This is a genomic window from Amycolatopsis sp. EV170708-02-1, from assembly GCF_022479115.1.
Lineage (GTDB): Bacteria > Actinomycetota > Actinomycetes > Mycobacteriales > Pseudonocardiaceae > Amycolatopsis.
The window spans coordinates 1,555,138-1,577,055 of the sequence record NZ_CP092497.1; the positions used below are offsets into that span (position 1 = coordinate 1,555,138).

General features: G+C 69.9%; 23 protein-coding genes. 9 read left to right on the forward strand and 14 right to left on the reverse strand.

Features of this window, described 5'->3' with window-relative positions:
* Both MJQ72_RS07030 and MJQ72_RS07035 read right to left on the reverse strand, forming a co-directional pair.
* Window positions 1-372: a hypothetical protein gene (locus tag MJQ72_RS07030; protein ID WP_240598312.1), complete on the reverse strand. Its 372-nt coding sequence runs from the start codon at window positions 370-372 to the stop codon at window positions 1-3.
* Window positions 373-407: 35 nt separating this feature from the next.
* Window positions 408-1,547, reverse strand: a complete 1,140-nt coding sequence (locus tag MJQ72_RS07035; protein WP_240598313.1) for an acyl-CoA dehydrogenase family protein — start codon at window positions 1,545-1,547, stop codon at window positions 408-410.
* Window positions 1,548-1,706: 159 nt separating this feature from the next.
* Here MJQ72_RS07035 and MJQ72_RS07040 point away from each other — a divergent pair, with 159 nt between their 5' ends.
* The 5 genes from MJQ72_RS07040 to MJQ72_RS07060 all read left to right on the forward strand — a co-directional run bounded on the left by MJQ72_RS07040 (window position 1,707) and on the right by MJQ72_RS07060 (window position 5,900).
* The gene (locus MJQ72_RS07040) at window positions 1,707-3,194 is read left to right on the forward strand and encodes a PAS domain-containing sensor histidine kinase (protein WP_240598314.1); all 1,488 of its coding nucleotides are present in this window, start codon (window positions 1,707-1,709) and stop codon (window positions 3,192-3,194) included.
* A gap of 70 nt (window positions 3,195-3,264) precedes the next feature.
* Window positions 3,265-3,765 (forward strand): flavin reductase, encoded by a 501-nt coding sequence (locus tag MJQ72_RS07045; protein WP_240598315.1) that lies wholly within the window; start codon window positions 3,265-3,267, stop codon window positions 3,763-3,765.
* Window positions 3,762-4,022, forward strand: coding sequence for a hypothetical protein (locus MJQ72_RS07050; protein ID WP_240598316.1), 261 nt, complete (start codon window positions 3,762-3,764; stop codon window positions 4,020-4,022). Before MJQ72_RS07045 ends, MJQ72_RS07050 begins: the two co-directional genes overlap by 4 nt.
* Window positions 4,019-5,248, forward strand: a complete 1,230-nt coding sequence (locus tag MJQ72_RS07055; protein ID WP_240598317.1) for an amidase — start codon at window positions 4,019-4,021, stop codon at window positions 5,246-5,248. The genes MJQ72_RS07050 and MJQ72_RS07055 overlap by 4 nt, the downstream gene beginning before the upstream one ends.
* 10 nt (window positions 5,249-5,258) lie before the next feature.
* Complete coding sequence (locus MJQ72_RS07060; RefSeq protein WP_240598318.1) at window positions 5,259-5,900, forward strand: response regulator transcription factor; 642 nt, start codon at window positions 5,259-5,261, stop codon at window positions 5,898-5,900.
* 147 nt (window positions 5,901-6,047) lie between these two features.
* On the opposite strand, the gene MJQ72_RS07065 is transcribed toward MJQ72_RS07060, so the two are convergent.
* The 5 genes from MJQ72_RS07065 to MJQ72_RS07085 form a co-directional block, all read right to left on the reverse strand.
* Entirely contained in the window at window positions 6,048-6,929 is an 882-nt protein-coding gene (locus MJQ72_RS07065) for an IS3 family transposase (protein ID WP_240597362.1), read from the reverse strand.
* A complete protein-coding gene (locus tag MJQ72_RS07070; RefSeq protein ID WP_240597361.1) occupies window positions 6,926-7,213 on the reverse strand; it encodes a transposase in 288 nt (95 codons plus the stop codon). Before MJQ72_RS07070 ends, MJQ72_RS07065 begins: the two co-directional genes overlap by 4 nt.
* Before the next feature lie 225 nt (window positions 7,214-7,438).
* The gene (locus MJQ72_RS07075) at window positions 7,439-8,008 is read right to left on the reverse strand and encodes a nuclear transport factor 2 family protein (RefSeq protein ID WP_240598319.1); all 570 of its coding nucleotides are present in this window, start codon (window positions 8,006-8,008) and stop codon (window positions 7,439-7,441) included.
* Window positions 8,005-8,889, reverse strand: a complete 885-nt coding sequence (locus MJQ72_RS07080) for an MFS transporter (protein WP_240598320.1) — start codon at window positions 8,887-8,889, stop codon at window positions 8,005-8,007. The genes MJQ72_RS07075 and MJQ72_RS07080 overlap by 4 nt, the downstream gene beginning before the upstream one ends.
* Complete coding sequence (locus tag MJQ72_RS07085) at window positions 8,790-9,326, reverse strand: MFS transporter (protein ID WP_240598321.1); 537 nt, start codon at window positions 9,324-9,326, stop codon at window positions 8,790-8,792. The genes MJQ72_RS07080 and MJQ72_RS07085 overlap by 100 nt, the downstream gene beginning before the upstream one ends.
* A 159-nt stretch (window positions 9,327-9,485) precedes the next feature.
* Here MJQ72_RS07085 and MJQ72_RS07090 point away from each other — a divergent pair, with 159 nt between their 5' ends.
* From MJQ72_RS07090 to MJQ72_RS07100, 3 genes are all read left to right on the forward strand, one after another.
* Window positions 9,486-10,904: an amidase gene (locus MJQ72_RS07090; protein WP_240598322.1), complete on the forward strand. Its 1,419-nt coding sequence runs from the start codon at window positions 9,486-9,488 to the stop codon at window positions 10,902-10,904.
* A gap of 114 nt (window positions 10,905-11,018) precedes the next feature.
* The gene (locus MJQ72_RS07095) at window positions 11,019-11,759 is read left to right on the forward strand and encodes an ABC transporter ATP-binding protein (protein ID WP_240601272.1); all 741 of its coding nucleotides are present in this window, start codon (window positions 11,019-11,021) and stop codon (window positions 11,757-11,759) included.
* A 4-nt stretch (window positions 11,760-11,763) separates the two neighbouring features.
* Window positions 11,764-14,334, forward strand: coding sequence for an FtsX-like permease family protein (locus tag MJQ72_RS07100; RefSeq protein WP_240598323.1), 2,571 nt, complete (start codon window positions 11,764-11,766; stop codon window positions 14,332-14,334).
* A gap of 18 nt (window positions 14,335-14,352) precedes the next feature.
* On the opposite strand, the gene MJQ72_RS07105 is transcribed toward MJQ72_RS07100, so the two are convergent.
* Together MJQ72_RS07105 and MJQ72_RS07110 are read right to left on the reverse strand one after the other, a co-directional pair.
* Window positions 14,353-15,702, reverse strand: a complete 1,350-nt coding sequence (locus MJQ72_RS07105; protein ID WP_240598324.1) for a DUF2252 domain-containing protein — start codon at window positions 15,700-15,702, stop codon at window positions 14,353-14,355.
* A gap of 50 nt (window positions 15,703-15,752) precedes the next feature.
* Window positions 15,753-16,520: a DUF1206 domain-containing protein gene (locus MJQ72_RS07110; RefSeq protein WP_240598325.1), complete on the reverse strand. Its 768-nt coding sequence runs from the start codon at window positions 16,518-16,520 to the stop codon at window positions 15,753-15,755.
* A gap of 207 nt (window positions 16,521-16,727) precedes the next feature.
* Here MJQ72_RS07110 and MJQ72_RS07115 point away from each other — a divergent pair, with 207 nt between their 5' ends.
* Window positions 16,728-17,087 carry an antibiotic biosynthesis monooxygenase gene (locus MJQ72_RS07115; protein WP_240598326.1) on the forward strand — a complete coding sequence of 120 codons (360 nt, stop codon included), beginning with the start codon at window positions 16,728-16,730 and terminating at the stop codon, window positions 17,085-17,087.
* Here the strand turns inward: MJQ72_RS07115 and MJQ72_RS07120 are convergent.
* The 5 genes from MJQ72_RS07120 to MJQ72_RS07140 form a co-directional block, all read right to left on the reverse strand.
* The gene (locus MJQ72_RS07120) at window positions 17,023-18,390 is read right to left on the reverse strand and encodes a DJ-1/PfpI family protein (RefSeq protein WP_240598327.1); all 1,368 of its coding nucleotides are present in this window, start codon (window positions 18,388-18,390) and stop codon (window positions 17,023-17,025) included. The genes MJQ72_RS07115 and MJQ72_RS07120 overlap by 65 nt on opposite strands.
* Window positions 18,391-18,392: 2 nt before the next feature.
* Window positions 18,393-18,791: a hypothetical protein gene (locus MJQ72_RS07125; protein ID WP_240598328.1), complete on the reverse strand. Its 399-nt coding sequence runs from the start codon at window positions 18,789-18,791 to the stop codon at window positions 18,393-18,395.
* Window positions 18,792-19,050: 259 nt separating this feature from the next.
* A complete protein-coding gene (locus MJQ72_RS07130) occupies window positions 19,051-19,692 on the reverse strand; it encodes a response regulator transcription factor (RefSeq protein ID WP_240598329.1) in 642 nt (213 codons plus the stop codon).
* The gene (locus MJQ72_RS07135; RefSeq protein ID WP_240598330.1) at window positions 19,689-20,792 is read right to left on the reverse strand and encodes a sensor histidine kinase; all 1,104 of its coding nucleotides are present in this window, start codon (window positions 20,790-20,792) and stop codon (window positions 19,689-19,691) included. The genes MJQ72_RS07130 and MJQ72_RS07135 overlap by 4 nt, the downstream gene beginning before the upstream one ends.
* A 90-nt stretch (window positions 20,793-20,882) precedes the next feature.
* Window positions 20,883-21,881: a LacI family DNA-binding transcriptional regulator gene (locus tag MJQ72_RS07140; protein ID WP_240598331.1), complete on the reverse strand. Its 999-nt coding sequence runs from the start codon at window positions 21,879-21,881 to the stop codon at window positions 20,883-20,885.
* Between the last annotated feature and the right edge of the window lie 37 nt (window positions 21,882-21,918).

Here is a 21,918-nt window from a genome sequence, read left to right on the forward strand (position 1 = left end):
TCAGCCCCGGTATTCGCGCGGTGTGAGGGCGCGGCCGATCCGCGCTTCGATCTTGGCGTACTTCCACAGCTTCCACGGGCTTTCGCCGACCGGAGTGGTGCGCAGGAAGTCGCACGCCTGCTTGACGGTTTCCTGCGTGTCGACGTCGCAGAGCAGGTAACAGGTCCACGGCCAGCCGTCGGACGGGCCGACCATATGCGAGTCGTCGTCGATGTCGCCGATGAAATCCACACCGGGCAGGCCCTTGATGCCGTCCATCAGCGCGACGAAGGCGGTCCAGACGTCGCCGGCGGCGACGCCGCCTTCCGGCAGGTCGAAGAAGTTCTGGTTGATACCGATGCAGAACAGCACGCGCAGCGGGGTGTCGCTCATGGTGGTGGTCCAACTCCTCGTCGGTCGGTGGTGGGTCACTGGAAGCCGGGAACGGTGGGCGGATGGCCCATCAGCACGGCACCCGCGGCGTCGTACATGGCCGGCCCCAGGAAGGCGTGCTGCTGCGGGACGAGGGCGTCGCCGAGCAGCCACTGCAGCGGATGGCTCGTGGCGATGGCGCCCGTCCCGGACAGGCCGATGACCCGGTTGACGGTGTCGGCGGCGGTCTTCGCGAGATGGGTCGAGGCCAGCCGGAGATGGGCGTTCTGGTGCGGCGCCACGGGATCGCCGTCCAGCACGGTCTGCCACGCCTCGTCGGTGACCTCGTAGAAGTACGCCCTCGCCGAGCGCATCGTCGCTTCGGCTTCGGCGAGTCCCGTCCGGTAGTAGGCGCGGTCGGCGAGTTTCGGCGCGCCTGTGACACCCGAACGGCCGCTGCCGACCTCCGTCGCGAAGTCGAGCGCCGCGCGCGCGACCCCCGCGCCGACGATCGCCAGGACCTGGGAGGCGTAGGCGAGGGTGGGGTAGCGGTACAGCGGCTCGTCGATCGTGGGCTCACCGCCGCGGATGAACGTCCATTCGCGCGGGACCTCGACCTTGTCGACGACCAGGTCGAAGGAACCGGTGCCCTTCATCCCGACGACGTCCCACTCCTGGATGATCTCGACCTGCTCGGGCCGCAGCAGGGCGGTGCGCGGCTTTCCGGCGGTCGTGTCGTCGCCGGGGATACCGACGCCCAGGACGTCCGCGCCCATGCAACCGCTCGCGAATTTCCAGCGCCCGTCGACCAGGAAGCCGGAGACGGTGGGCTCGGCTCGTTGGACGGGGAAGAGGCCACCGGCGAAGCACACGTCAGGACCGTCGGCGTAGAGCTCGGCCTGCGTCTCGACGGGCAGCGCCGCGAGGTAGACCAGCGCGGAGCCGAAGCTGGCCACCCAGCCGGTGGATCCGTCGACGACGGAGATCCGCTCCACCATCCGCAGGAACTCGGCCGGGGGCAGTGGCCTGCCGCCGAACCGTTCGGGGGTCGCGGAGCGGTAGACGCCCGCCGCCTTGAGCCGGTCGACGAAGTCGCGGGAGACGTACCTCTGGTCGCGGAACTCCTGACGGCGCTCGAGGAGTTCGGCCAGGACATCGTCGAGTGTCACGGCCGGGCTCTCCTGGATCTGGGCCATCGGGCGCTCCTCGCGTCGTAGGGAAGATGTCTCCGACGCTAGGGATCACCGCCGCGCGTGGCCATTGGTCATTGCCTGCCGTCGGCCGGGGATTCCCACGCAGAGGGGTAGGGGAAATCCTTACCGGAGTGCCCGGCGGCGAACTCCTATGCTGAGGCCGTGGAGGTCGACCCGATCGCGCCTGAGCTGGCCACCGGCGACTTCGTGGCGATGATGAACGCCTCGAAGGCGTGCGTGCTGGTCCACGACGCGGCGACCAAGAACATCCTGTGGGCAAATCCCGCCGCGTGCGAGATGCTCGAATTCAGTGTCTCGGAGCTGCGCCCGCTCAAGGCCAACCACATGAGCAGCTCCGCCCAGCAGTACGACCGGGTGATCGGCCGGGCGTGGCTCCAGGCGGCGGTGGAACACGGTTCGAGCCGGATCGTGTGGCACTACCGGAGCAAATCCGGCCGCGTGATCCCCACCGACGCGGTCGCCATCCGGGTCGAGCTGGAGCGCGGGCCCGCGGTGATGGTCCAGTTCCGCGACATCCAGCGCGCGGAGGAGATCGAACGAGAGCTGAAGCTGACGACGTCGTACGTCGACGCGCTGGCACGGCACACCTCGACCGTGGCGTTCATGCTCGACGCCGCGGGCGCGGTGCGGTTCGCGACGGACAGCGCCCTGACCTTCCTCGGCCTGACCGGCGACGACGATCGGCTCGCGGGGGAGCCGCTGACCGCGTACGCGCGGCTGTACCTGGGCGGCAGGCCTGTGCGCTGGGCCGAGGTGGTCGCGGGTGCCGATCCGGTGGGGCCGGTGCAGCTGGAGCTGCCGGGGGAGAGCGCGACCTGGCTGGAAGGGAGCCTGGAGCGGCTTTCCGAGTCCGAGGTCGACGCGTATCTGATGATCCTGCACGACGTGTCCGAGCGCGTCCGCGGCGAAGCACGACGAGAGCTGGAGCTGCGGCACGAGAACTATCTGGCGCGCTACAACGCCATGGGGGACATGGCGATGGCGATCGCGCACGAACTCGGCCAGCCGCTGGCCGCCGCGGCCAACTTCATCGCCGGCATCCGGGCACGGGCCGCCATGATGGCGGACGGCGGTGACGTCCGTGAGCAGATGGGCTACGGCCTGGACAGCGTCGCCCGCCAGATCGACCGGGCCAAGGACATCGTCGGTTCGCTGCGGTCCTTCGTCGGTCATCTGGAGCAGGTCGAGCAGGTGGTCGACCTGAACGAGATCGTCCGCGAATGCCTGTACTTCATCGAGCTGAGCGCCGCGCCGAACTCCGTCGGCGTCGAGGTCCGGCTCGATCCGGCGCCGGTGCTGGTGCGGTGCGAACGCGTCCTCACCGGGCAGGTGGTGATGAACCTGTGCCTCAACGCCATCGACGAGACCACCGAATGCGATCCCGTGCGGCGGCGGATCACGGTGGGCACCCGGGCCAAGGAAGGGGTCGGCGTCCTGACCGTCGACGATCACGGCCGCGGCGTCGCCAGGGATCCCTTCGCCGAGTCGTTCACCAGCAAACCCGGTGGCAGCGGGATCGGGCTGGCGCTGAGCCATCGCATCATCACCCGGCAGCACGGCAGCATCTGGGCCGAGCGGCGGGAAGGCGGTGGCTCGCGGTTCGGGTTCGCCCTGCCGCTGGCCACGTAAGGGAAATCCTCAGGCGGCGCGGTGGAACTCGGGATATCGCCGGTTTCGGCCCCGGCTCTAGCGTCGAGGTATGCCCGATGAGCTGACCACGACCCAGCGACGGTTTCGCGCGGCGATGGCGAACCTTTCGACGGCTGTCAACATCGTCACCACCGACGGCGTCAGCGGCCGCGCCGGCATCACGGTGAGCGCGGTCTGCTCGGTCACCGACTCGCCGCCGACCCTGCTGGTCTGCGTCAACCAGTCGAGCTACACGCACGACATCTTCCGCACCAACGGGCGGATGGCCATCAACGTCCTGGCGCCCCAGCACAAGGAACTCGCGCTGCAGTTCGCCGGTGCGACGGACGTGCCGATGCTCGACCGGTTCCGGTTCGAGGTCTGGGATCACGACAGGTTCCGCATCCCCGTCGTCCGCGACGCGGCCGCCGTCCTCATCGGCGGAGTCGGCGCCGAATTCACCCAGGGCACGCACACGGTGCTCTTCGTCGAGGTCGAGGACGTCTTCGTCGACGAGGCCGCCGGGGGCCTCGCCTACTTCCGCCGCGAATTCCACCGGATCGCGCCATGAGCGAGCGCACCACGTTGATGTGTTACAACGACAACCACGGGTACGGCTGGCGCCATGTGGATCTGTTCGTCCACGACTCCGAGGGCCGTGAGCTGAACTGGGTCCACTGGCAGGCCCCGGCCGACGGTCCCGACGCCGCCGACGAAGTGACGGCGCGCGTCGAACCCCGGCTGAGGCGTACGTCGGAATGGCGGCACGCGGTCAGCGCCGGCGGCGTGGACTATTGGGAAGCGGATGCCGCTTGGGAGGACGAGTGAACCTCACGCGCCCGTGGTCGCTGCGGGAACTCGTCCGGGACCTTCGGGAGGGGCGGACCACACCGGAGGACGCTCACCAGCGCGCGCTGGCGAGGATCGCCGAGACGGACGCGGAGCTGCACGCCTGGGTCGGACAGGCGGACTTCCTTCCGGGCGCGGGTGTGCCACTCGGGGTCAAGGACATCATCGATCTGGCGGGTGTGCCCACCCGGTGCGGCTCCGCCCTGCGCGCGGAGGCCGCTCCGGCGACCTCGGACGCGGCGATCGTGACCGCGTGGCGCGCGGCCGGGGCGATGCCGATCGGGAAGACGGTCACCACCGAGTTCGCGTTCTTCGCCCCGGGCCCGACCCGGAATCCCGCCGCCCCCGGCCATACGCCGGGCGGCTCGTCGAGCGGGTCGGCCGCCGCCGTCGCGTCCGGGCAGGTTCCGCTCGCGCTCGGTTCGCAGACCGCCGGATCGGTCACCAGGCCGGCGTCCTACTGCGGGGTCGCGTCGCTCGTCATGAGTCACGGCCGGTACCCGGTCACCGGGGTGACGGGATTGAGCCCCAGCCTGGACAGCCACGGCGTCTTCGCGGCCACGGTGGCCGACCTCACGATCGCGTGGCAGGCGCTGGCCGGCGAGACCGGTCCCGCGCGGGAACCGCGGATCCTGGTGTGGGCCGCCGACGCGCTCGACGTCGTCGAAGCACCGATGCGGAACGCCCTGGCGCAAGCGGCGAAGCGTCTGCAGGAAGCCGGGGCGACCGTCGAGCCGTTCCGCGACGAAGGGCTGATGGCCGAGCTCACGGCCGCGCATCCCGTGGTGATGGCCTACGAGGCAGCGCGGGAAAGGGCCGCCGAGCTCGCCGTGGCCGAGCGGTTGAGCGCTCCCTTGGCACAGCTGCTCCGGACCGGTGCCGCGACCTCGGCCGCCGAGTACGAAACCGCCCGCGCCACCATCGACGGCGGCTCCGTCCGGTTGGCCGAGGTGTTCGACGCCTACGACGTCGTGCTCGGCCCGGCCGCGCCCGGCGCGGCGCCACGCGGGCTGGAGGCGACCGGGAACCCGGTGCTGAGCCGGGGCTGGCAGGCGCTCGGGCTGCCCGTGGTCGCCCTGCCCGGGTTCACCGACGCGGAGGGGCTGCCGCTCGGTCTGCAACTCGTCGGCCGTCACCGCGGGGAAACCGCACTGCTCGGGCACGCCCGCTGGGCGGAGCGGGTGCTCGCCGGGGTTTCATGGTAAGGAGCTCTCCATGGTCACCACCGATTCCGCGTCCGGCGGCGAGACGTCGCCGGTGGTCTACATCGTCGACGACGACGAGGCCATCCGCCAATCCCTGGTGTTCCTGCTGGAGAGCGTCGGCATCCAGGCGCTCGTCTACCCGGACGGGCCGACGTTCCTGGAGGAGTTCGACCCCGACGAACCGAGCGTGCTGATCATCGACGTCCGGATGCCGGGGCTCAGCGGCTTGCAGCTGCAGGAGAAGCTGGTCGCCCGCGAGTTCCCGGCGCCGGTGATCTTCTGTTCCGCGCACGGCGACATCCCGATGTCGGTGCGGGCGCTCCGGCTGGGCGCCGTGGACTTCCTCGAAAAGCCGTACGAGCCGCAGCGGATGCTTGAGGTCGTCCAGGCGCAGCTGGTGGTCGCGGCGGAACGGTTCGCGGAGGCCGCGTGCCGCAAAGCGGTCACCGAGCGGATCGCGACACTGACCCCGCGCGAGCGGGAGGTGCTCCGGCTGGTGATCGACGGTCTGCCCAGCCAGCTGATCGCGCGGCGGTTGGGGACGAGCGTGAAGACCGTCGACGTGCACCGGGCCCGGATCAAGGCCAAGACCGAGTCGGACAGCCTCGGCACCCTGGTGCGCGATGTCCTCCAGCACCAGGTCACCGTCTAGCCGCCCTCGTGAGTGGTAAGGACGGTTCTAACCGTCCTTACCACTCACGAGCCTGCCTGGCGATGTCCTGTGACTGACTGGACGACACGGGTGATCCGGCGGACGACACGCGTGTGGAGTTGTCCCCGGATGGCGGACACGGGGTTTTCACGCGGTTTGGTGGTGGCTGTAGCTGGTTCGGGTTTCGTGGGGTGTTCGGTGGCCGACTGTCGAATGTAGACGGTCGTGGTTGTAGTAGTGGAGGTAGCGGTATAGGTCGTGTCGTGCCTGGTCACGGGTGCGCCAGATGGTGGTGCCGATCTCGGTTTTGAGGGTGGCGAAGAACGACTCGGCGACGGCGTTGTCGTAGCAGGATCCGGCCCGTCCGATCGAGGACCGGATCCTGTGCTCGGTGAGCGCGGCGCGGAATCGGCCGGAGGTGTACTGGACGCCGCGGTCGGAGTGGAACACCGCGTCGGGGCGGATCAAGCCGCGTGCGGTGGCCAGGGCGATCGCGTCGCAGACCAGGTCTGTGCGCAGGTGATCGCCCATCGCGTGCCCGACGACCTCACGGTTGTGCAGATCGATCACCGTGGCCAGGTAAAGCCAGCCCTGGAACGTGGGCAGATAGGTGATGTCCCCGACGAACCGCTGACCAGGGCGCTCGGCAGTGAAATCACGGCGGATCAGATCCTGGACCACCGCGACCGGCGACGGATCGGCCTTGGTGAGCGACCGGCGTTTGCGGCGGGTGCTCCCGACCAGGCCCTGCTCACGCATCAACCGCTCCACCCGCTTGTGGTTCACCACCCGCCCGCGCCGGCGCAGCTCCGCGGTGATCCGGGGCCGCCCATAGGCACCCCGGTGCTGCGCGTGGATCGACGCGATCACCACCACCAGCTCCCGCTCCTGTTCCGCCGCGGCCTCACGGGCCGCCCCGGCCGCGGCCCACTCGTGGAAACCCTGCCGGCGCAGACCCAGGACCTGACACAACCGCTTCACACCGAACTCGGCGCGATGCTCGGAGATGAACCGGTAGCGGTAGATCATCGATCCATCTCTTTGGCAAAATAAGCGGCCGCTCGACGCAGGATCTCCTTCTCTTTCTGCAGCTCAGCGACCTGCTTCCGCAACCGCTGCACCTCATCGACGACCGCGCGATCCTCCACCGGCCCGACTTCCACGGCCTGTTTGGCGGCATTCACCCACGACCGCAAGGTCTCGTGATTGACACCCAGCTCACGAGCGATCTGACGCAACGGGCGACCACTCGTGTTCACCAGCTCGATCGCGTCACGACGGAACTGCTCCGGATACTTCGACCTGCGAGACACCAGGACATCCTCCCTCCAGACCTGTGTCTGGAATCAAGGTGTCCGCTCCCAGGGGGCAACTCCACGTGACTGGATGGACGACACGTCCGTGCCCGGGGCTCCGCCGCGCGTCGTCCTTCCCATCACGCGTGTCGTCCATCCCGACACGTGTGTCGTCCATCCAGTCACGCCCGCCTGCTGCGATTGCTGGCGCCTATGGGGCGAACGTGACGATCGTCGAGGCCTTCACGGACCGGGCACGGGGTCCGGCGCCATCAGCACCGACGCCGCCGGGAAGTCCGACGCGAAACCCCCGGGCAAGGGGGCGATGAAGACGTTCTCGGTCCGCGTGCGGGTGATGAGCCAACGGCCGTCCTGGCGCCGGAAGGCGTTGTTGAGCCTGCTCGATCGCAGCAGACCGGTGCCGTCGGCGTACAGCCACGGCTGGACGTGGATCCATTGCCCGTCGGCCCGGTCGCCGTCGACGTGGATCTGCTCCGACGTCAGGTAGTGGGCGTTGAGGACCAGCGCCGGATCCCGCTTCTCACCCCAGAACCGTTCGAAATGCGCCCGGATCCCGTCCTTGCCGACCGCGCGGCCGAACTGCCCGTCGTAGTACTCGCCGACGCCCTCCCAGACGGCGTCCTCCGTGTACAGGTCGAGGATCAGCTCGATGCGGTGGTCGTCGCCGGTGACGCCGAACTCCGGGCACGGCGTGTCGCAGAGGAACATGTACCGGGCCTGGATCCGGCGGATCTCGGCCTCGGCCTCCAGCACCTCGACGCGGTGACGCAGTTCGGCGAGTTCGTCCTTCATCGGCGGCTCCTCACTGGTGCGGTTTCGGGAAGGGCGAGCAGGCAGACGACGGTCAGCGCCATCCCGCCCGCGAGGTAGTAGCCGACCGACGTCGAGGAGCCGGTCCATTCGATGAGCCGGTTCGCCATCGACGGCGCGAGGCCGCCGCCGAGCACCGCGCCGAGCTGGTAGGCCAGGCCGGCGCCCGACTGCCGTTGTTCGGGCGTGAACAGCTCCGTCAGGTAGGTGATCAGCGGGCCGAACAGGAACCCGGTGAGGGCGAAACCGCCTGCGACGGCGAGCGCCCACGCGGTCAGCGTGCCGATCTCCGCGATCGGGAACAGCAGGAACATGTAGGCCAGTACCGCGACGGCCGCCGCGAGCATCACGGGTTTGCGGCCCAGCCGGTCGGAGAGCCGGGCGCCGAGCACGACCGTCACGGCGTGCAGCGCGAGGCCGGGCAAGGTACCCCACAGCACGTCCTGGATGTCCAGGCCGAGGCCCTTCGGCGCCGGACCGGCGGCGTAGGAGAGCATGAACCCGGCCAGGACGAACATGACGCCGTTGAGCCCGGTGTTGGCCCCCGCGGCGAGCAGCAGCCTGCCCCAGTTGTCGCGGATGACGTTCCAGATCGGCAGCTTGACGATCTTCTCGTCCAGTTTGCTGGCCGCGAGCTCGTGGAACACGGGCGATTCCTCGAGCGCCCGCCGCGCCCAGACACCGATGGCCAGGACGACCGCGCCGGCGATGAACGGGATCCGCCAGCCCCAGCTGGTGATCACCCCTTGCGGCAAGTAGAAGATCAGCACGAAGGCCAGGTTCGCCAGCAGCGCCCCCACCGGCGACCCCAAGGCGACGAACGCGCCGAACGCCGCCCGCCGCGACGGTGGCGCGTGCTCCACGGCGAGCACCGACGCGCCGCCCAGTTCCCCGCCCGGGAGAACCCGTGCACCAGGCGCAACAGGACGAGCAGCAACGGCGCGGCCACACCCATCGTGGCGTAGCCGGGCAGTAGTCCCATCAGGACGGTGGCGGCGCCCATGAGATAGAAGGTGATGAGCATGGCGCGGCGGCGGCCGTAGCGGTCGCCCACCCAGCCCATCACGATCGCACCGAGCGGCGCGACGACGTAGCCGATCGTGTAGGTCGCCAGGCTCATGAACGAGGCGAACCAGGGATCGGTGTCGCCGGAGAAGAACACCTTGGGGAAGACCAGTGCGGAGGCGACCGTGTAGATCGAGAAGTCGAAGAACTCCAGCGACGTCCCGGCGCCCGCGCCGATCGCGAGCCTGCGGGTCTGGGTGGACGTGATCCTGGATGGAGCGGTGGATGCTGTCATGCGCGCTCTTCCTTGAACGGTGACGGGCGGTCGACGTTGCACCCCTCCCGGCAACGTTCGTCCCAAGGTAGGAAGGTCCTGGTACCGCGCCTAGTGGAGGAACCCGTTCCCCGGCTGAAGGTTTTCCCTACCTGTCCCCGACATCGAGGAGGTCCGCGCGTGAGCGCCGTCAACGATCTGTCCGCCACCACCCAGGCCGGGCTGCTGGCCTCCGGCGAGTTGTCGGCGCGGGAGCTGCTCGACGCCACCCTCGACCGGGTGGCGGAGCTGAACCCGGTGCTGAACGCCGTAGTCAGCATCGACGAGGAGAGCGCGCGGGCCGCCGCCGCGGCGGCCGACGAAGCGCGGGCGGCCGGGCGGTCGCTCGGACCCCTGCACGGGCTTCCGCTCGCCGTGAAGGATCTCCACGCGACGGCCGGGATGCGCACCACGTTCGGCTCGCCCGCGTTCGCGGACAACGTGCCCGAGGTCGACGAGCTCGTCGTCGCCCGGATGCGGGCGGCGGGAGCGGTCGTCTTCGGCAAGACGAACGTTCCCGAGTTCGGCGCCGGCTCGCACACCTTCAACCCGGTCTTCGGCGTGACCCGCAACCCCTACGCGCCGGATCGGTCCGCGGGCGGTTCGAGCGGAGGCGCCGCCGCCGCGCTCGCGGCTGGGCTGACGTCGCTGGCCGACGGCAGCGACATGGGCGGATCGCTGCGGAATCCGGCCTCGTTCTGCAATGTCGTCGGCCACCGCCCGAGCCCCGGGCGAGTCCCGGCATGGCCGGCGAAAGACGCCTGGTTCACCCTCGGTGTCCAAGGCCCGATGGGGCGCACGGTCGCCGACACGGCCCTGCTGCTGTCCGTCCAGGCGGGCCCGGACGAGCGCGCGCCGCTGTCGTTGCCCGAATCCGGTGCCGTGTTCGCCGCCGGATTGCCGACCCGGCTGGACGGCCTCCGGATCGCGGTCTCACCCGATCTGGAGGGCCGGGTGCCGGTCGACGCCGAGGTCGCGGCGATCGTGGAAGCCCAGGTGGACGTCCTGCGCGACCTCGGTGCCGAAGTCGTCTCGGGCTGTCCCGACCTGACCGGCGCCGAGGAGGTCTTCCAGACTTTCCGCGCCCTGAACTACGCGCAGGGGGTCGGCGACCTCGTCGACGGCGAACCGGACAAGGTGAAGCAGGCCATCCACTGGAACGTCGCGAAAGGACGTGCGCTCACCGGCGCGGACGTCGCCACGGCCATCCGGCTGCGCACCGAGCTCTTCCACCGTGTCCGCGCCTATTTCACCACCGTGGACGCCGTCGTTCTTCCCGCCAGCCAGGCACTTCCGTTCGACGCCGAACTGGAGTACCCGAAGACGGTGGGCGGGTCCGAAGTGGACGACTACCTGCACTGGATGCGGGCGGCCTACCTGATCTCGGCCACGGAATGCCCGGCGACCGCGGTCCCGGCGGGCTTCACCGGCGAAGGACTGCCGGTCGGGGTCCAGGTGGTCACGGCCCGTCACGCCGACCTGCGCGCGCTCGGAATCGCGCACGCGCTGGAGAAGGCGACCGGGCACACCGCTCGCAGGCCGCCGGTCTCGTCGACGTGACCGGCGTCATGGTGGTGCCAGCGCTACCACGAGTCTTCCCTCACGCGGGATCGATCCGAGCCCTCCCCGGCCGTAGGTTTCTCGAGAGAGAGCACCACCGGTTAAGGGGAAATGATGAATTCAGGGGGCACACGCGCCTTGACGCTGGAGTCCGTGAGCAAGGTCTACGGATCCGGCGACGGCGCGGTCACGGCCTTGAACGGGGTGACCGTCGAGGTGCGCAAGGGCTCGTTCACCGCGGTGATGGGACCGTCGGGATCGGGCAAGAGCACCTTCCTGCACTGCGCGGCGGGGCTGGACAAGCCGAGTTCCGGCCGGGTGCTGCTGGGGGACACGGAACTGAACAGGCTGCGCGAGAAAGCGCTCACCGAGCTGCGGCGGACCCGGATCGGGTTCATCTTCCAGGCCTACAACCTGTTGCCGTCGTTGAACGTGCTGCAGAACATCACGCTGCCGATGCGGCTGGCCGGGAAGAAGCCGGATCCGCAGTGGCTGCGCGAGATCGTCGAGGGAGTCGGGATCGCGAAGCGGCTCGAACACCGCCCGTCGGAGCTCTCCGGCGGCCAGCAGCAGCGGGTCGCGATCGCCCGCGCGCTGATCACCCGGCCCGAGGTCGTCCTCGCCGACGAGCCGACCGGGGCGCTGGACACGCGCACCGCGCGCCAGGTCCTCGACCTGCTTCGCTCCATTGTGGACAGCATGGGCCAGACCGTGCTGATGGTCACCCACGATCCCGTCGCGGCCTCGGCCGCGCACGGCGTGCTGTTCCTCGCCGACGGCAAGCTGGCGGGCCACCTCCCGGAGCCGACTCCCGACCGGGTCGCCGAGCGCATGACCCACCTCGGGGAGTGGTGACGTCATGTGGGATTTGGCATGGCAGACGACGAAGACCCGCTTGAGCGGTTTCGTCGGCGCGTTCGTCGCGATCCTCTGCGGGACGGCGCTGGTCGCCGGTTGCGGCATCCTGATGGAATCGGGTCTGCGCGCGGGTGTCCCGACGCAGCGGTACGTGGACGCGGCGGTCGTCGTCGGCGGTCAGCAGACGGTCGACCCGCCGGGCGCCGGGCCGCTCGAGACCCAGCAGGTCGCCGAGCAGGCTTCGGTACCGGTGAGCCTCGCCGGGCTGATCTCGGCGGTGCCGGGTGTCCGCGGCGTGGTCGCGGAGCAGAGCTTCCCGGCCACCGTGGTGACGGCCGACGGCCGGACGCTGAACGGCCCCGAAGGCGGCCAGTCGCTGGGGCACAACTGGGACGCCGCGGCGCTGGCGCCGTTCTCGCTGCGTGACGGCCGGGCGCCCGCGGCCGCCGACGAGGTCGTCCTGGACGCGGACCTGGCGTCGCGGAGCGGGGTGTCGGCAGGTCAGCGGGTGAAGATCGCCGTCCGCTCGACGCCGGTGGAGTTCCGGGTTTCCGGTATCGCCGCCCCGAAGTCGGGCGACGGCCTCACCCGGCAATCCGCGGTGTTCTTCTCTCCGGAGAAGGCCGCCGAACTCGCCGGGACACCCGGACAGGCGCACGCAATCGGTGTCCTGGCGGACCCGGGCGTCACGCCGGGGGACCTCGCCGACCGGGTCCGTGCCGCAGTCGGCACCGACAAGGTGACGGTGACGACCGGCGTCGAGCGCAGCACGGTCGAGTTCCTCGACGTCAGCCAGACGCGGATGCTGCTGATGGCGCTCGCGGGCTCCTTCGGCGGGTTCGCGCTGCTCATCGCGGTGTTCGTCGTGGCGAGCACGCTGGCGCTGGTCATCAACCAGCGGCGCCGGGAGTTCGCGTTGCTGCGGGCGATCGCGGCGACCCCCCAGCAGATCCGCAAGCTCATCGGCGCCGAGACGATGATCGTCGCGGTGGCCGCCGGGGTGCTGGGCAGCGGCCTCGGCGTGGCCGTGGGATACGGGCTGAGGAACGCGTTCGGGGCCATCGGCGTGATCCCGCCGGACTTCGAACTGGCGATCAGCCCGATCCCGCTCGTCGCCGCGCTGGCGCTCGGCCTCGGCACGGCGCGCCTGGCCGCCTGGTCGGCTTCGCGGCGCCCGTCGTCGATCCGCCCGGTGGAGGCGCTCGGCGAGGCCGCGGTGGAGCGTCGTGAACTCGGACGTGTGCGCGTCCTCATCGGCTGTGCGCTGGTGGTGGCCGGTCTCGGCGGATCGATGGTCCCGATCTTCCTCAGCGGCGACGCGGGGCTCGCGGCTTCGGGGAGCTCGTCATTGATCATCGTCATCGGGCTGGCCGTGGTCAGCCCGAAGGTGGTCGCCGTGATGACGCGGCTGATCGCGCCGGTGCTCAACCGGACGTCGCGGATCAGCGGCTACCTGGCCGCGGCGAACAACCAGGCCAACTCGCGCCGCCTCGCCGCTGCGGTGACACCGGTGATGCTGGCGGTCTCGTTCGCGCTGACGATGTTCTACAGCCAGACCTCCGCGGCCGCCGCGCGCCAGGAGGAGACCGTCGAGTCGACCACCGCGGACCACGTGCTCGCCAGTGGCACGGGCGGGCTCTCGCCGGAGGTCGCCGAGGCGGCACGGCGGATCCCCGGCGTCGCCGCCGCGACCCCGGTCGTCCGCACCGAGGTGATCAACACGGTGCAGGAACAGGACAGCCTGCGCGTCGAGCGGTACGCGGCGCAGGGGCTGGACGGCGCGCAGATCCGCGGGAATCTCGAACTGGGTGTCGTGTCGGGCAAGATCACCGACCTGACCGGGAACACCGTCGCGATGAGCGAATCGGAAGCCGGCTGGTACGAGAAGAAGATCGGCGACGAGGTCGAGTTCTACTTCGGTGACGGCGCCCCGGCCAAACTGCGGCTGGTCGCCACCTACACCCGCGACCAGGCGTTCGGCCGCTATGTGCTGCCCGCGGAGCTCGCCAGGGCGCACACCGGCGACCGGATGGACGACGCGGTGCTGGTGCGGCAGCAGCCCGACGCGGACTCCGCCACGGTGACCGCCGCGCTGAACGATCTCGCGACCCGCTATCCGGGACTGGCCGTGACACCGGGATCGGCGGTGGCCGCTCCCGCGGGCGGGCAGCAGCAGGCCCAGTTCTACGTGAACCTGGTCGCGGTCGGGGTGATCCTCGGCTACGTCGTCATCTCCGTGGCGAACACGCTGGTGATGAGCACGGCACAGCGTTCCCGCGAGTTCGCGCTGCTGCGCCTGATCGGCACGTCGAAACGCCAGGTGGTGCGGATGATGCGCTTCGAAGCGCTGACGACGGTCGGCGTCGCGGCGCTGCTGGGGACCGTGGTGGCCGGGGTTCCGCTGGTACTGCTGAATCTCGGCCTGCGCGGCACGCCGCTGCCGTCCGGCACGATCACCGTCTTCGGCGGGGTCGTCGCCGGGGCGATCCTGCTCGGCGTCCTGTCGCTCGGTCTCGCCACCCGCGTGGCGCTGCGGTCGAAGCCGATCGAAGCGATCGGCCTCCGCGAGTAGTACGTTCCCGTCGTCCGGTCAGCCCTCGGCGGCCGGCCGGACGGCGGGGATCTTCCCGCCGCGGAAGGCGTCCACGAACAACCGGTGGTCTTCCCGTGACTGTTCGGCGTAGGCCATGCCGAACTCGGTCAGCGTGCGGACGAACTCGTCCTCGCGGTCGCCGATCACCCCGGCGATGGCCTCTTCGCTCTGGAAGTCGACGAGGGTCTGCTCCGAGTCCGAATCGGACACACAGTGCATCTTCGCGGTGGCCCGGCCAAGGTAGTCGAGGACCGGCCCCATTTCCGACGGCTCGGTCAGATCCGACCAGTCCAGATCGTCGACGTAGGGCGACAGCTCCGAGACCACGAACCCGGTCCCGTCGATCTCCGTGTGACCCAGCCAGGGATCCGCGTGCGCCTGCAACGCGCGCTGGGAGACGGCCGTGCGGTGCCCCTCGTCGGTGAAGTAGCCCCGGATGCGCTCGTCGGACACGATCCGGCTCGGCGCCGCGACGTTCCCTTGCTTCATCGACAGGACGACGTCGTTCTCCAGTGCCTGGGTGCGGCCTTCGACGAGGATGTTGTACGCGGGCAGCCCGGCCGAGCCGATGCCGAACCCGGTCCGGCCGACGATGTCCTTGACCCGGTAGGTGATGCTGCCGAACCGCTTGTTCTCCGGAATGGTGTCCAAATAGGACTCGAACGCCCTGGTCGCGATCTCGTGCTCGGCCTTGCCGAGGACCCGGACCCCGGGCCCGTGCCGGAACCTGCGGTCGTAATCCTCCACAGTGGTCAGTTCGTCGAGCAGATCGATCCGGGTCTTGAGCCGGGCCCTCAGCAGGACGTCGTGCAGGACGCCTTCGGTGCTGTCCAGCTGAAGCCGGACGAGTTCGTCGCCGGGCCGCTCGGCGTACTCGCGGACCTGCTTGACGTAGGCGCGCAGATAGGTGCCGATCAGCTTCTCGATGTCGTCGTCCGAGATCGCCTTGCTCCACGCCAGCAGCGCGACGCTCGCGGCCAGCCGTTTCAGGTCCCAGGTGAAGCAGCCGAGGTAGGCCTCGTCGAAGTCGTTGACGTCGAACACCAGCGTCCCGGACGAATCCATGTAGCTGCCGAAGTTCTCGGCGTGCAGGTCGCCCTGGATCCACACTCGGCTGGTCTCGGCGTTCGCCCACGGGTCGTCCTCGTGCACCATGTCCGCGTAGAACAGGCACGCCGAGCCCCGGTAGAAGGCGAACGGAGCGGCGGCCATCTTGCGGAACTTGCGGCGGAACGCGTCGGCGTCCGCGCGCATGAGGTCCTCGAAGGCCTCCACCAGCACCTCGACGATCCGCGTTCGGCGATCGTCCTCGCCCCGCTCGCGGATCCGCCCGACCACACCTGTCATCACGACCTCCAGACGTCGTTACGGTGCCACAGGTCGGTTCGCCGGGCAGATCAGATCTTGCGGAAACGGGCGTCCAGCAGCGCGAAGGCGCCGAACACGGCGATCCCCGCCGCGAGCGTGAGGAGCATCGGGACGCCGTAGGGCTGAGCAGCGAGCGTCTTCATGGCCACGTCCAGCCCGCTCGCTTTGGCGGGGTCGAAGGTGACCGCGGCGACCACCGTCAGCACCCCGACGGTGCCGTATGCGGCGGAGAGCGCGATCCAGCCGATCTGCCCGAGCCGGATCGTCGCGGCGCGGGTCGGCCCGGACGCGCCGCCGAAGTCGAGCTCCCGCACGAAGGTCTTCCGGAACCCGCGCTGGGCGAGGAACACCGCCACCGCGACGACGGCGATCCCGGTGGTCGCGACCAGTGCCTGGCCGTAGGACTCCGCCAGCAGCCCGGCGACGAGCGAGGCTTGCCCGTCGTCGGCACCCGCGACGGCGATCTTCACCGCGCTGTAGGACACAAGGCCGTACAGCACGACCTCGATGGCGCTGACGATCCGGCGCACGGTCCGCCGCCGCGCCTTGACGTGCCGGTGCCCGGTGATCGCTTCGCTCAGCTGCCACAACGCCAGGACGGCGAGACCGGCCGCGATCAGCCAGAGCAGCCACGCGCCGCCCTCGGAGACCACCGCCTGCAGTGCGCCCGCCTTGTCCGCCTTCGCCTTGTCGCCGAGGGCCACCTGCGCCGCGAGCCAGGCGACGAGGAGGTGCACGACCGCGTAACAGACGAGCCCGCCGCGGGCGATCAGGCCGAACGTCTTGCTGTCGCGCATCGGGCGATCCTCGTCGAGTGGCCGCCCGTTCACCAGGGCCGGTGGGAGCAATGTGCCCGATCCGTCGGCTTTGCCGGAGCTCTGACCCGGCCCGATCTGACCAACGGATCCAGCTGGCGATCGTCGCCCACGAGGCAGGCCGGACTTGATCTCCAGTTAGGTGGAGGGTGAAGCCTGGTGTTCACCGAATTGCTTCAAGGAGTGAACATGGGCGAGGACAAGGGTTTCTACTCGATCATCGAGTACGCGGTCGACGGACCGGAGACTCAGGCGGCGTTGGTGGAGGCCTTCGCGGAGATCCAGGACCGCTGGGTCCGGTTCTACCCGGGCTACGTTTCGGCCCGCTTCCACGCGAGCGTGGACGGGACGAGGGTCGTCAACGTCGTCAGCTGGGCGAGCGAAGCGGACTACCGGCATTTCGAAGAGACGTCGGATACCGCGGGACGGCTCGCGGCCATCCAAACCGCGCTCGACGGGCTGCCTGGCGAGGTCGAGTCACTGGTCAGTGCGAATCCCCGCTATCGCGTCGTACGGGAGACGGGGCCCGGCCCGCGAATCGCCGGCTGACGGCGCGGATGCCGAAGGCCACGAGCAGGCCGAGGACGGCCAGCCCGAACGGCCGGAGCGCGACCGTCCACGGCCACGCTTCGCCGTCGAGCGCGAGGTGGGCGGGCTGGTATTCCAGCGTCCTCGCCGTCCACCGCGTGGTCGCGGCGTCCGTCGTGCGGGCCAGGTCTTCGAGGACGGCGTCGAACGGGAACCCCGGTTCGGCGTGCAGGTACACCGGTGAGAGCCCCGAGTAGCGCTCGGCGGCGCGACTCGCGGCCGCGTCGGTGCCGGGCACGATCAGCCGGTCGGGGCCGGCGGCCGGGGTGCCGCGCGGCGCGAAGGTCAGGCCGTGCCGGGACCGGATCGGCGCGCCGTCGAGGCCGACCGCCCGCGTTTCGACCGCGAGGGACTGGCCGTAGGTGTCGAACACCGCGGCCAGTTCCAGTTCCCGGATCCCGGTCGTCAGCAGGACGTCCAGCCGGGGCTTGTCCCACCGGAAGGCGGTGTTGAACCCGACCACGGTGTCCGCCGCTTCGAAGCTGTTCTGCTCCATCGGCGGGCTTGAGCCGGGGGAGTAGTGGGTCCAGCCGACGGCTTCCGCCGCCTTCCGCGCGGCCTCTGTGCCGGCGAAGCGCTCGGTGACATGGAGCGCCCCGTCGATCCCGGAGAGGATCCCGCCCGTGGTCACGATGTTCCCGTCGTCGACGTAACGTGTGCCGCGAATCCAGTCCACGGCGGGGAATTCGTCGTCGAAGCCACCGATGCGGATCCAGTGCGCGGTGGCCTTCCGCCCGTCGAGGAGCCCGGCCGTCGCGAGTACGCCCGAACCGTTGCAGACGCTCATGAGCAGCGAGCCCCGCGCCGACTGCCGCTTCAGCCACTCGGTCACCGGCCGTGTGGTCGGCTCGCCGAGATCCGGCAACGCGGGCACCACCACGACGTCCGGCGCGGCGGACGAAAGCATCCTGTCGAGATCGGCGAAACCGAGGTCCGGGATCAGGTCGAGGCCGCCGGTCAGCGTGACCGGCCGGGCCTCCGGCGCGACGGTGTAGGCGTTGAACGCACCGGACGCCGCCAGGACCTCGTAGGGCGCGAGCGCGTCGGAGACGACGGCGCCCTCGTTGCCCACGACGACCACCGCGGTGGGTTTCGCGGGATCGTGCGGCCGGTGGACAGGGCGCGCCGCGCTCCCGTCTGTCCGCTGCGCGTAGCGGTTTTCGAAGCTGGCGCTGAGCGTGACGGCGCCGAGCGTGACCGGCAGGGCCAGCGCGGCGACGGTGAACGCCAGCACGGTCAGCGTGACACGGACGAAGGATCGCATGGTCAGGCTCCGTACTCGGCGCGGCGGCGGAGCATGGCGGCGAGCATCGCGGGCACCATCAGCACGTGCCCGGCCGTCATCAGGGTCGATCCCGAGATCAGGCCGGTCCAGAAGAACGGCAGGAACAGCAGGTAGGGCACGTACATCGCGGCCGACATCTCCGCGATCGAAGCCCAGCCGTGGCGCCGGATCCGCATCCACAGCGCCATGCCGAGCGACATGTTCGTCGCCATCACCAGCGCGTTCGCGGTCACGTTCCCGGCGAGGCCCGGCCACAGGAACGACCAGACCGGTTCCAGGACGACCATCCCGGCCACCATCGAGATCAGCATCTCCACGGCGTGGCGGGTGAAGTGCAGGACGGCCTGCTTGCGGGTCTTCTGTTCTGTCGTGTGGTTCATTTCCGGCTCCCTCGGTCGATGCGACGGGAGCAATGTTCGGCCGTGGCGGGGCACGAGGGCAGGTGCCGGAAGTCATGGGCGAGGTCATGTGACCGGTGTCCCTCCGGTCACGCGTGTCGTCCATCGGATCACACGTGCCGTCCGGCCAGTCACGCGAAGCCGCCGGATCGGTCCGGCGGGGGCGTTCGGGTATTTGGCAACTAACCGGGCTTGGCTTCGTCCTGCTGTCACGGTGGAGCCTGGAACCCTGACACGCTGCTCAGAACAGGCCGAGTTCCTTCGCGCGCAGGGCGGCCTGGGTGCGGTCCCGTACCTGGAGCTTGGACAGGACACTCGTCACGAGGTTCTTCACGGTGCCCTCGGCGAGGAACAGCGTCTTGGCGATCTCGCGGTTGCTGCGGCCGTCCGCGAGGAGCCGGACGACCTCCAGTTCCCGTTCCGACAACGGTGTCACCAACGGCCGGGGTGTCTCGGCGGGCAGCCGGGCCACTCGCGCGACGAGTTTCGCCGCGACGGAAGGCTGCAGCACCGATTCGCCCCGTTCGGCCGCCACCAGCGCTTCGACCAGCCGCGTCGACGAGACGTCCTTGAGCAGATAGCCGACGGCGCCCGCGCGCAACGCGGCGAACACGTCTTCGTCGTCGTCGAAGGTCGTCAGCGCCAGGACACGCACGTCGGGCTGCTCGGCGCGAAGCCTCGCGGTGGCGGCGATCCCGTCCAGTACCGGCATCCGCAGATCCATCAGCGCGACGTCGGGACGGAGTTCGGCGCAGAGGCGCACGGCCTCCTCGCCGTTCGCGGCCTCACCGACGACGTCGATCTCCGGCTGGACTTCCAGCAGGGTCGCCAGCGCTTCGCGGAACAACGCCTGGTCGTCGACGATCAGCACGCGGACGGTCATCCCGGCACCTCCACGGTGAGTGTCAGGCCCTGTCCTTCGGCGGACTCGACCGAGACCCGGCCACCGAGCCCGGCGACCCGCTCGCGGAGTCCGATGAGGCCGAAACCCTTGTCCGGCAGGGAATCCGCGGCGATCCCGAGGCCGTCGTCGCGGACCTCGAGGCGCACGAGATCGGTGACGCCGTAGTCGAGCACCACGGTCGCGGCCTTGGCCCGCGCGTGCTTGCGCACGTTGGTCAGTCCCTCCTGGGCCGCCCGGAACAGCGACTCCTCCACGTCTGCGCGGGTGTCCCGCGCGGTGCCCTTGACCTCGAACCCGGTCGGCACTCCTGCCGCGGAAGCCTCGTCCGCCAGCGTCCGCAACGCGTCCGTGAGCGGCTCGGAGCGCGGTTCCCGCAACGCCGACACCGACCGGCGGACCTCCGCCAGCGCCTCGCGCGACTGGTCCTGTGCCTTGGCGAGCATCCCGTCGGCCCGCTCGGTGTCACCGGTGCCGATCACCGCGCGGGCTGCCTGCAACATCATCTGGACGACCGTGAGGTGGTGGCCGAGCCCGTCGTGGATGTCGCGCGCGAGCCGGTTGCGTTCCTGGATGGTCGCGAGCTGTTCGGCCTGGGCGGCCTGGTCGCGAAGACGTTCGTGGGCCTCGGCCAGCTCTTCGCGCGCCCGCTTCTCCCGGACGACCAGCTCGGTCACCACGGCGGCGAAGACCATGACCGCCAGCGTCCCGAGCCCTTCGCGGAGCCCGTCCATCGGCGCCATCGGCAGGTGGATGAGCGGGATCAGCACCGCGACCCCGAATGCCACCGGCAACGGCAGCAGCAACACGGTGTGGCAGACCAGGACCACGAGAAGCAGGACCGCCCCGACGGCGGCGCCCGAAAGCGAGAACAGGGTGAAGCCGAGCGGTAACTGAACGCAGACGTACGCGATCGCCCACCCACGTCCGTGCTTCTGCACCCAAGGGAAACCGACGATCGCGATCGCCGCGTAGACCAGCCCGGCGAGGAGCGTCGGCAGCACGAGCGTCTCGTACTTGGCCGAGCCGAGCGGCAACGTCACGTACGCGACGAGGGTCAGCACCGCCAGAGCCCGATTCACGGACACACAATGCCACGAGTCCCGCGTTTAGTCCTCTGAATGCGGTCCTTGCGCGCGCAACTACCGCATTCAGAGGACGAAACGCGGGGGTCAGGCGATGGTGCTGTTCCGGATCTCCAGCGAGAACGGCGTCTGGACGTCTTCCGGTTCGAGGTCGCTCCCGCCCGCGATACGCCGTCGCAGCAGATCGACGGCGGCCCGCGCGATCGCCGCCTTGTCCGGAGCGATCGTGGTCAGCGAAGGCAGGCTGTACGCGCTCTCCTCGTTGTTGTCGAAGCCGACGATCGCCATGTCCGACGGCACCTGGACCCCGCGTTCGGCCGCGGCGCGAAGGGCGCCGATGGCGAGAAGGTCGTTGAAGCAGAAGACCGCGTCCGGCGGCTCCGGCAGCGCGAGGAGATGCGCCATCGCTTCGGCGCCGTTGGCGCGGTGGTAGCGCAGGGCGGGCAGGACCAGTTCCGGGATGGGCGCGAGCCCCGCCTCTTCGAGCGCGGAGTGGTAGCCCTCCAGCCGTTGCGCGGCGGTGTGCCGCTGCGGATGCGCGCCGATCGCGGCGATCCGGCGGCGGCCGAGCGAGATGAGGTGCCGCACCGCGATCCGCGCGGCCTGGACGTTGTCGATGCCGACGTGGTCTATCGGCACGTCGACGACGTGCTCGCCGAGCATCACCAGCGGCACACCCGGCGCGAGATCCTCGAAGTCGTTGGTGTGCAGCGCTTCCGGGCTGATGATCGCGCCGTCGATCAGATGCGGACCCAGCGCGGACAGGGCGTTGCGCTCACGTTCCCTGGTGCCGAGGGTCTGTTCGATGAGGACGTTCCACTCGTGCTCCTGTGCCGCCTGCAGCACCAGGCCGGCCAGCTCGCCGAAGTACGGGATGCTCAGTTCGGGCAGCATCAGCCCGAGGAACCCGGTGCGCCCGCGGCGGAGGTTGCGGGCACCGAGATTGGGCCGGTATCCGGTGGAGGCCAGTGCCTCCTCGACGCGTTTGCGGTTCTCCGGCTTGACGAAGTCGTAGCCGTTGACCACGTTCGACACGGTCTTGACCGAGACGCCCGCAAGCTTGGCGACGTCCTTGAGCGTGGCCACCCTCGCTCCCCTCCGCAGTGCTCCGGTACAGATCCGG

Coding starts and splice junctions, on each gene's coding strand:
- MJQ72_RS07130 (WP_240598329.1), bottom strand. CDS start 19,692: ATGACCGTCCGCGTGCTGATCGTCGACGACCAGGCGTTGTTCCGCGAA.
- MJQ72_RS07095 (WP_240601272.1), top strand. CDS start 11,019: ATGAATTCAGGGGGCACACGCGCCTTGACGCTGGAGTCCGTGAGCAAG.
- MJQ72_RS07050 (WP_240598316.1), top strand. CDS start 3,762: ATGAGCGAGCGCACCACGTTGATGTGTTACAACGACAACCACGGGTAC.
- MJQ72_RS07030 (WP_240598312.1), bottom strand. CDS start 372: ATGAGCGACACCCCGCTGCGCGTGCTGTTCTGCATCGGTATCAACCAG.
- MJQ72_RS07120 (WP_240598327.1), bottom strand. CDS start 18,390: ATGCGATCCTTCGTCCGTGTCACGCTGACCGTGCTGGCGTTCACCGTC.
- MJQ72_RS07060 (WP_240598318.1), top strand. CDS start 5,259: ATGGTCACCACCGATTCCGCGTCCGGCGGCGAGACGTCGCCGGTGGTC.
- MJQ72_RS07110 (WP_240598325.1), bottom strand. CDS start 16,520: ATGCGCGACAGCAAGACGTTCGGCCTGATCGCCCGCGGCGGGCTCGTC.
- MJQ72_RS07125 (WP_240598328.1), bottom strand. CDS start 18,791: ATGAACCACACGACAGAACAGAAGACCCGCAAGCAGGCCGTCCTGCAC.
- MJQ72_RS07100 (WP_240598323.1), top strand. CDS start 11,764: ATGTGGGATTTGGCATGGCAGACGACGAAGACCCGCTTGAGCGGTTTC.
- MJQ72_RS07075 (WP_240598319.1), bottom strand. CDS start 8,008: ATGAAGGACGAACTCGCCGAACTGCGTCACCGCGTCGAGGTGCTGGAG.
- MJQ72_RS07035 (WP_240598313.1), bottom strand. CDS start 1,547: ATGGCCCAGATCCAGGAGAGCCCGGCCGTGACACTCGACGATGTCCTG.
- MJQ72_RS07045 (WP_240598315.1), top strand. CDS start 3,265: ATGCCCGATGAGCTGACCACGACCCAGCGACGGTTTCGCGCGGCGATG.
- MJQ72_RS07065 (WP_240597362.1), bottom strand. CDS start 6,929: ATGATCTACCGCTACCGGTTCATCTCCGAGCATCGCGCCGAGTTCGGT.
- MJQ72_RS07115 (WP_240598326.1), top strand. CDS start 16,728: ATGGGCGAGGACAAGGGTTTCTACTCGATCATCGAGTACGCGGTCGAC.
- MJQ72_RS07085 (WP_240598321.1), bottom strand. CDS start 9,326: ATGACAGCATCCACCGCTCCATCCAGGATCACGTCCACCCAGACCCGC.
- MJQ72_RS07105 (WP_240598324.1), bottom strand. CDS start 15,702: ATGACAGGTGTGGTCGGGCGGATCCGCGAGCGGGGCGAGGACGATCGC.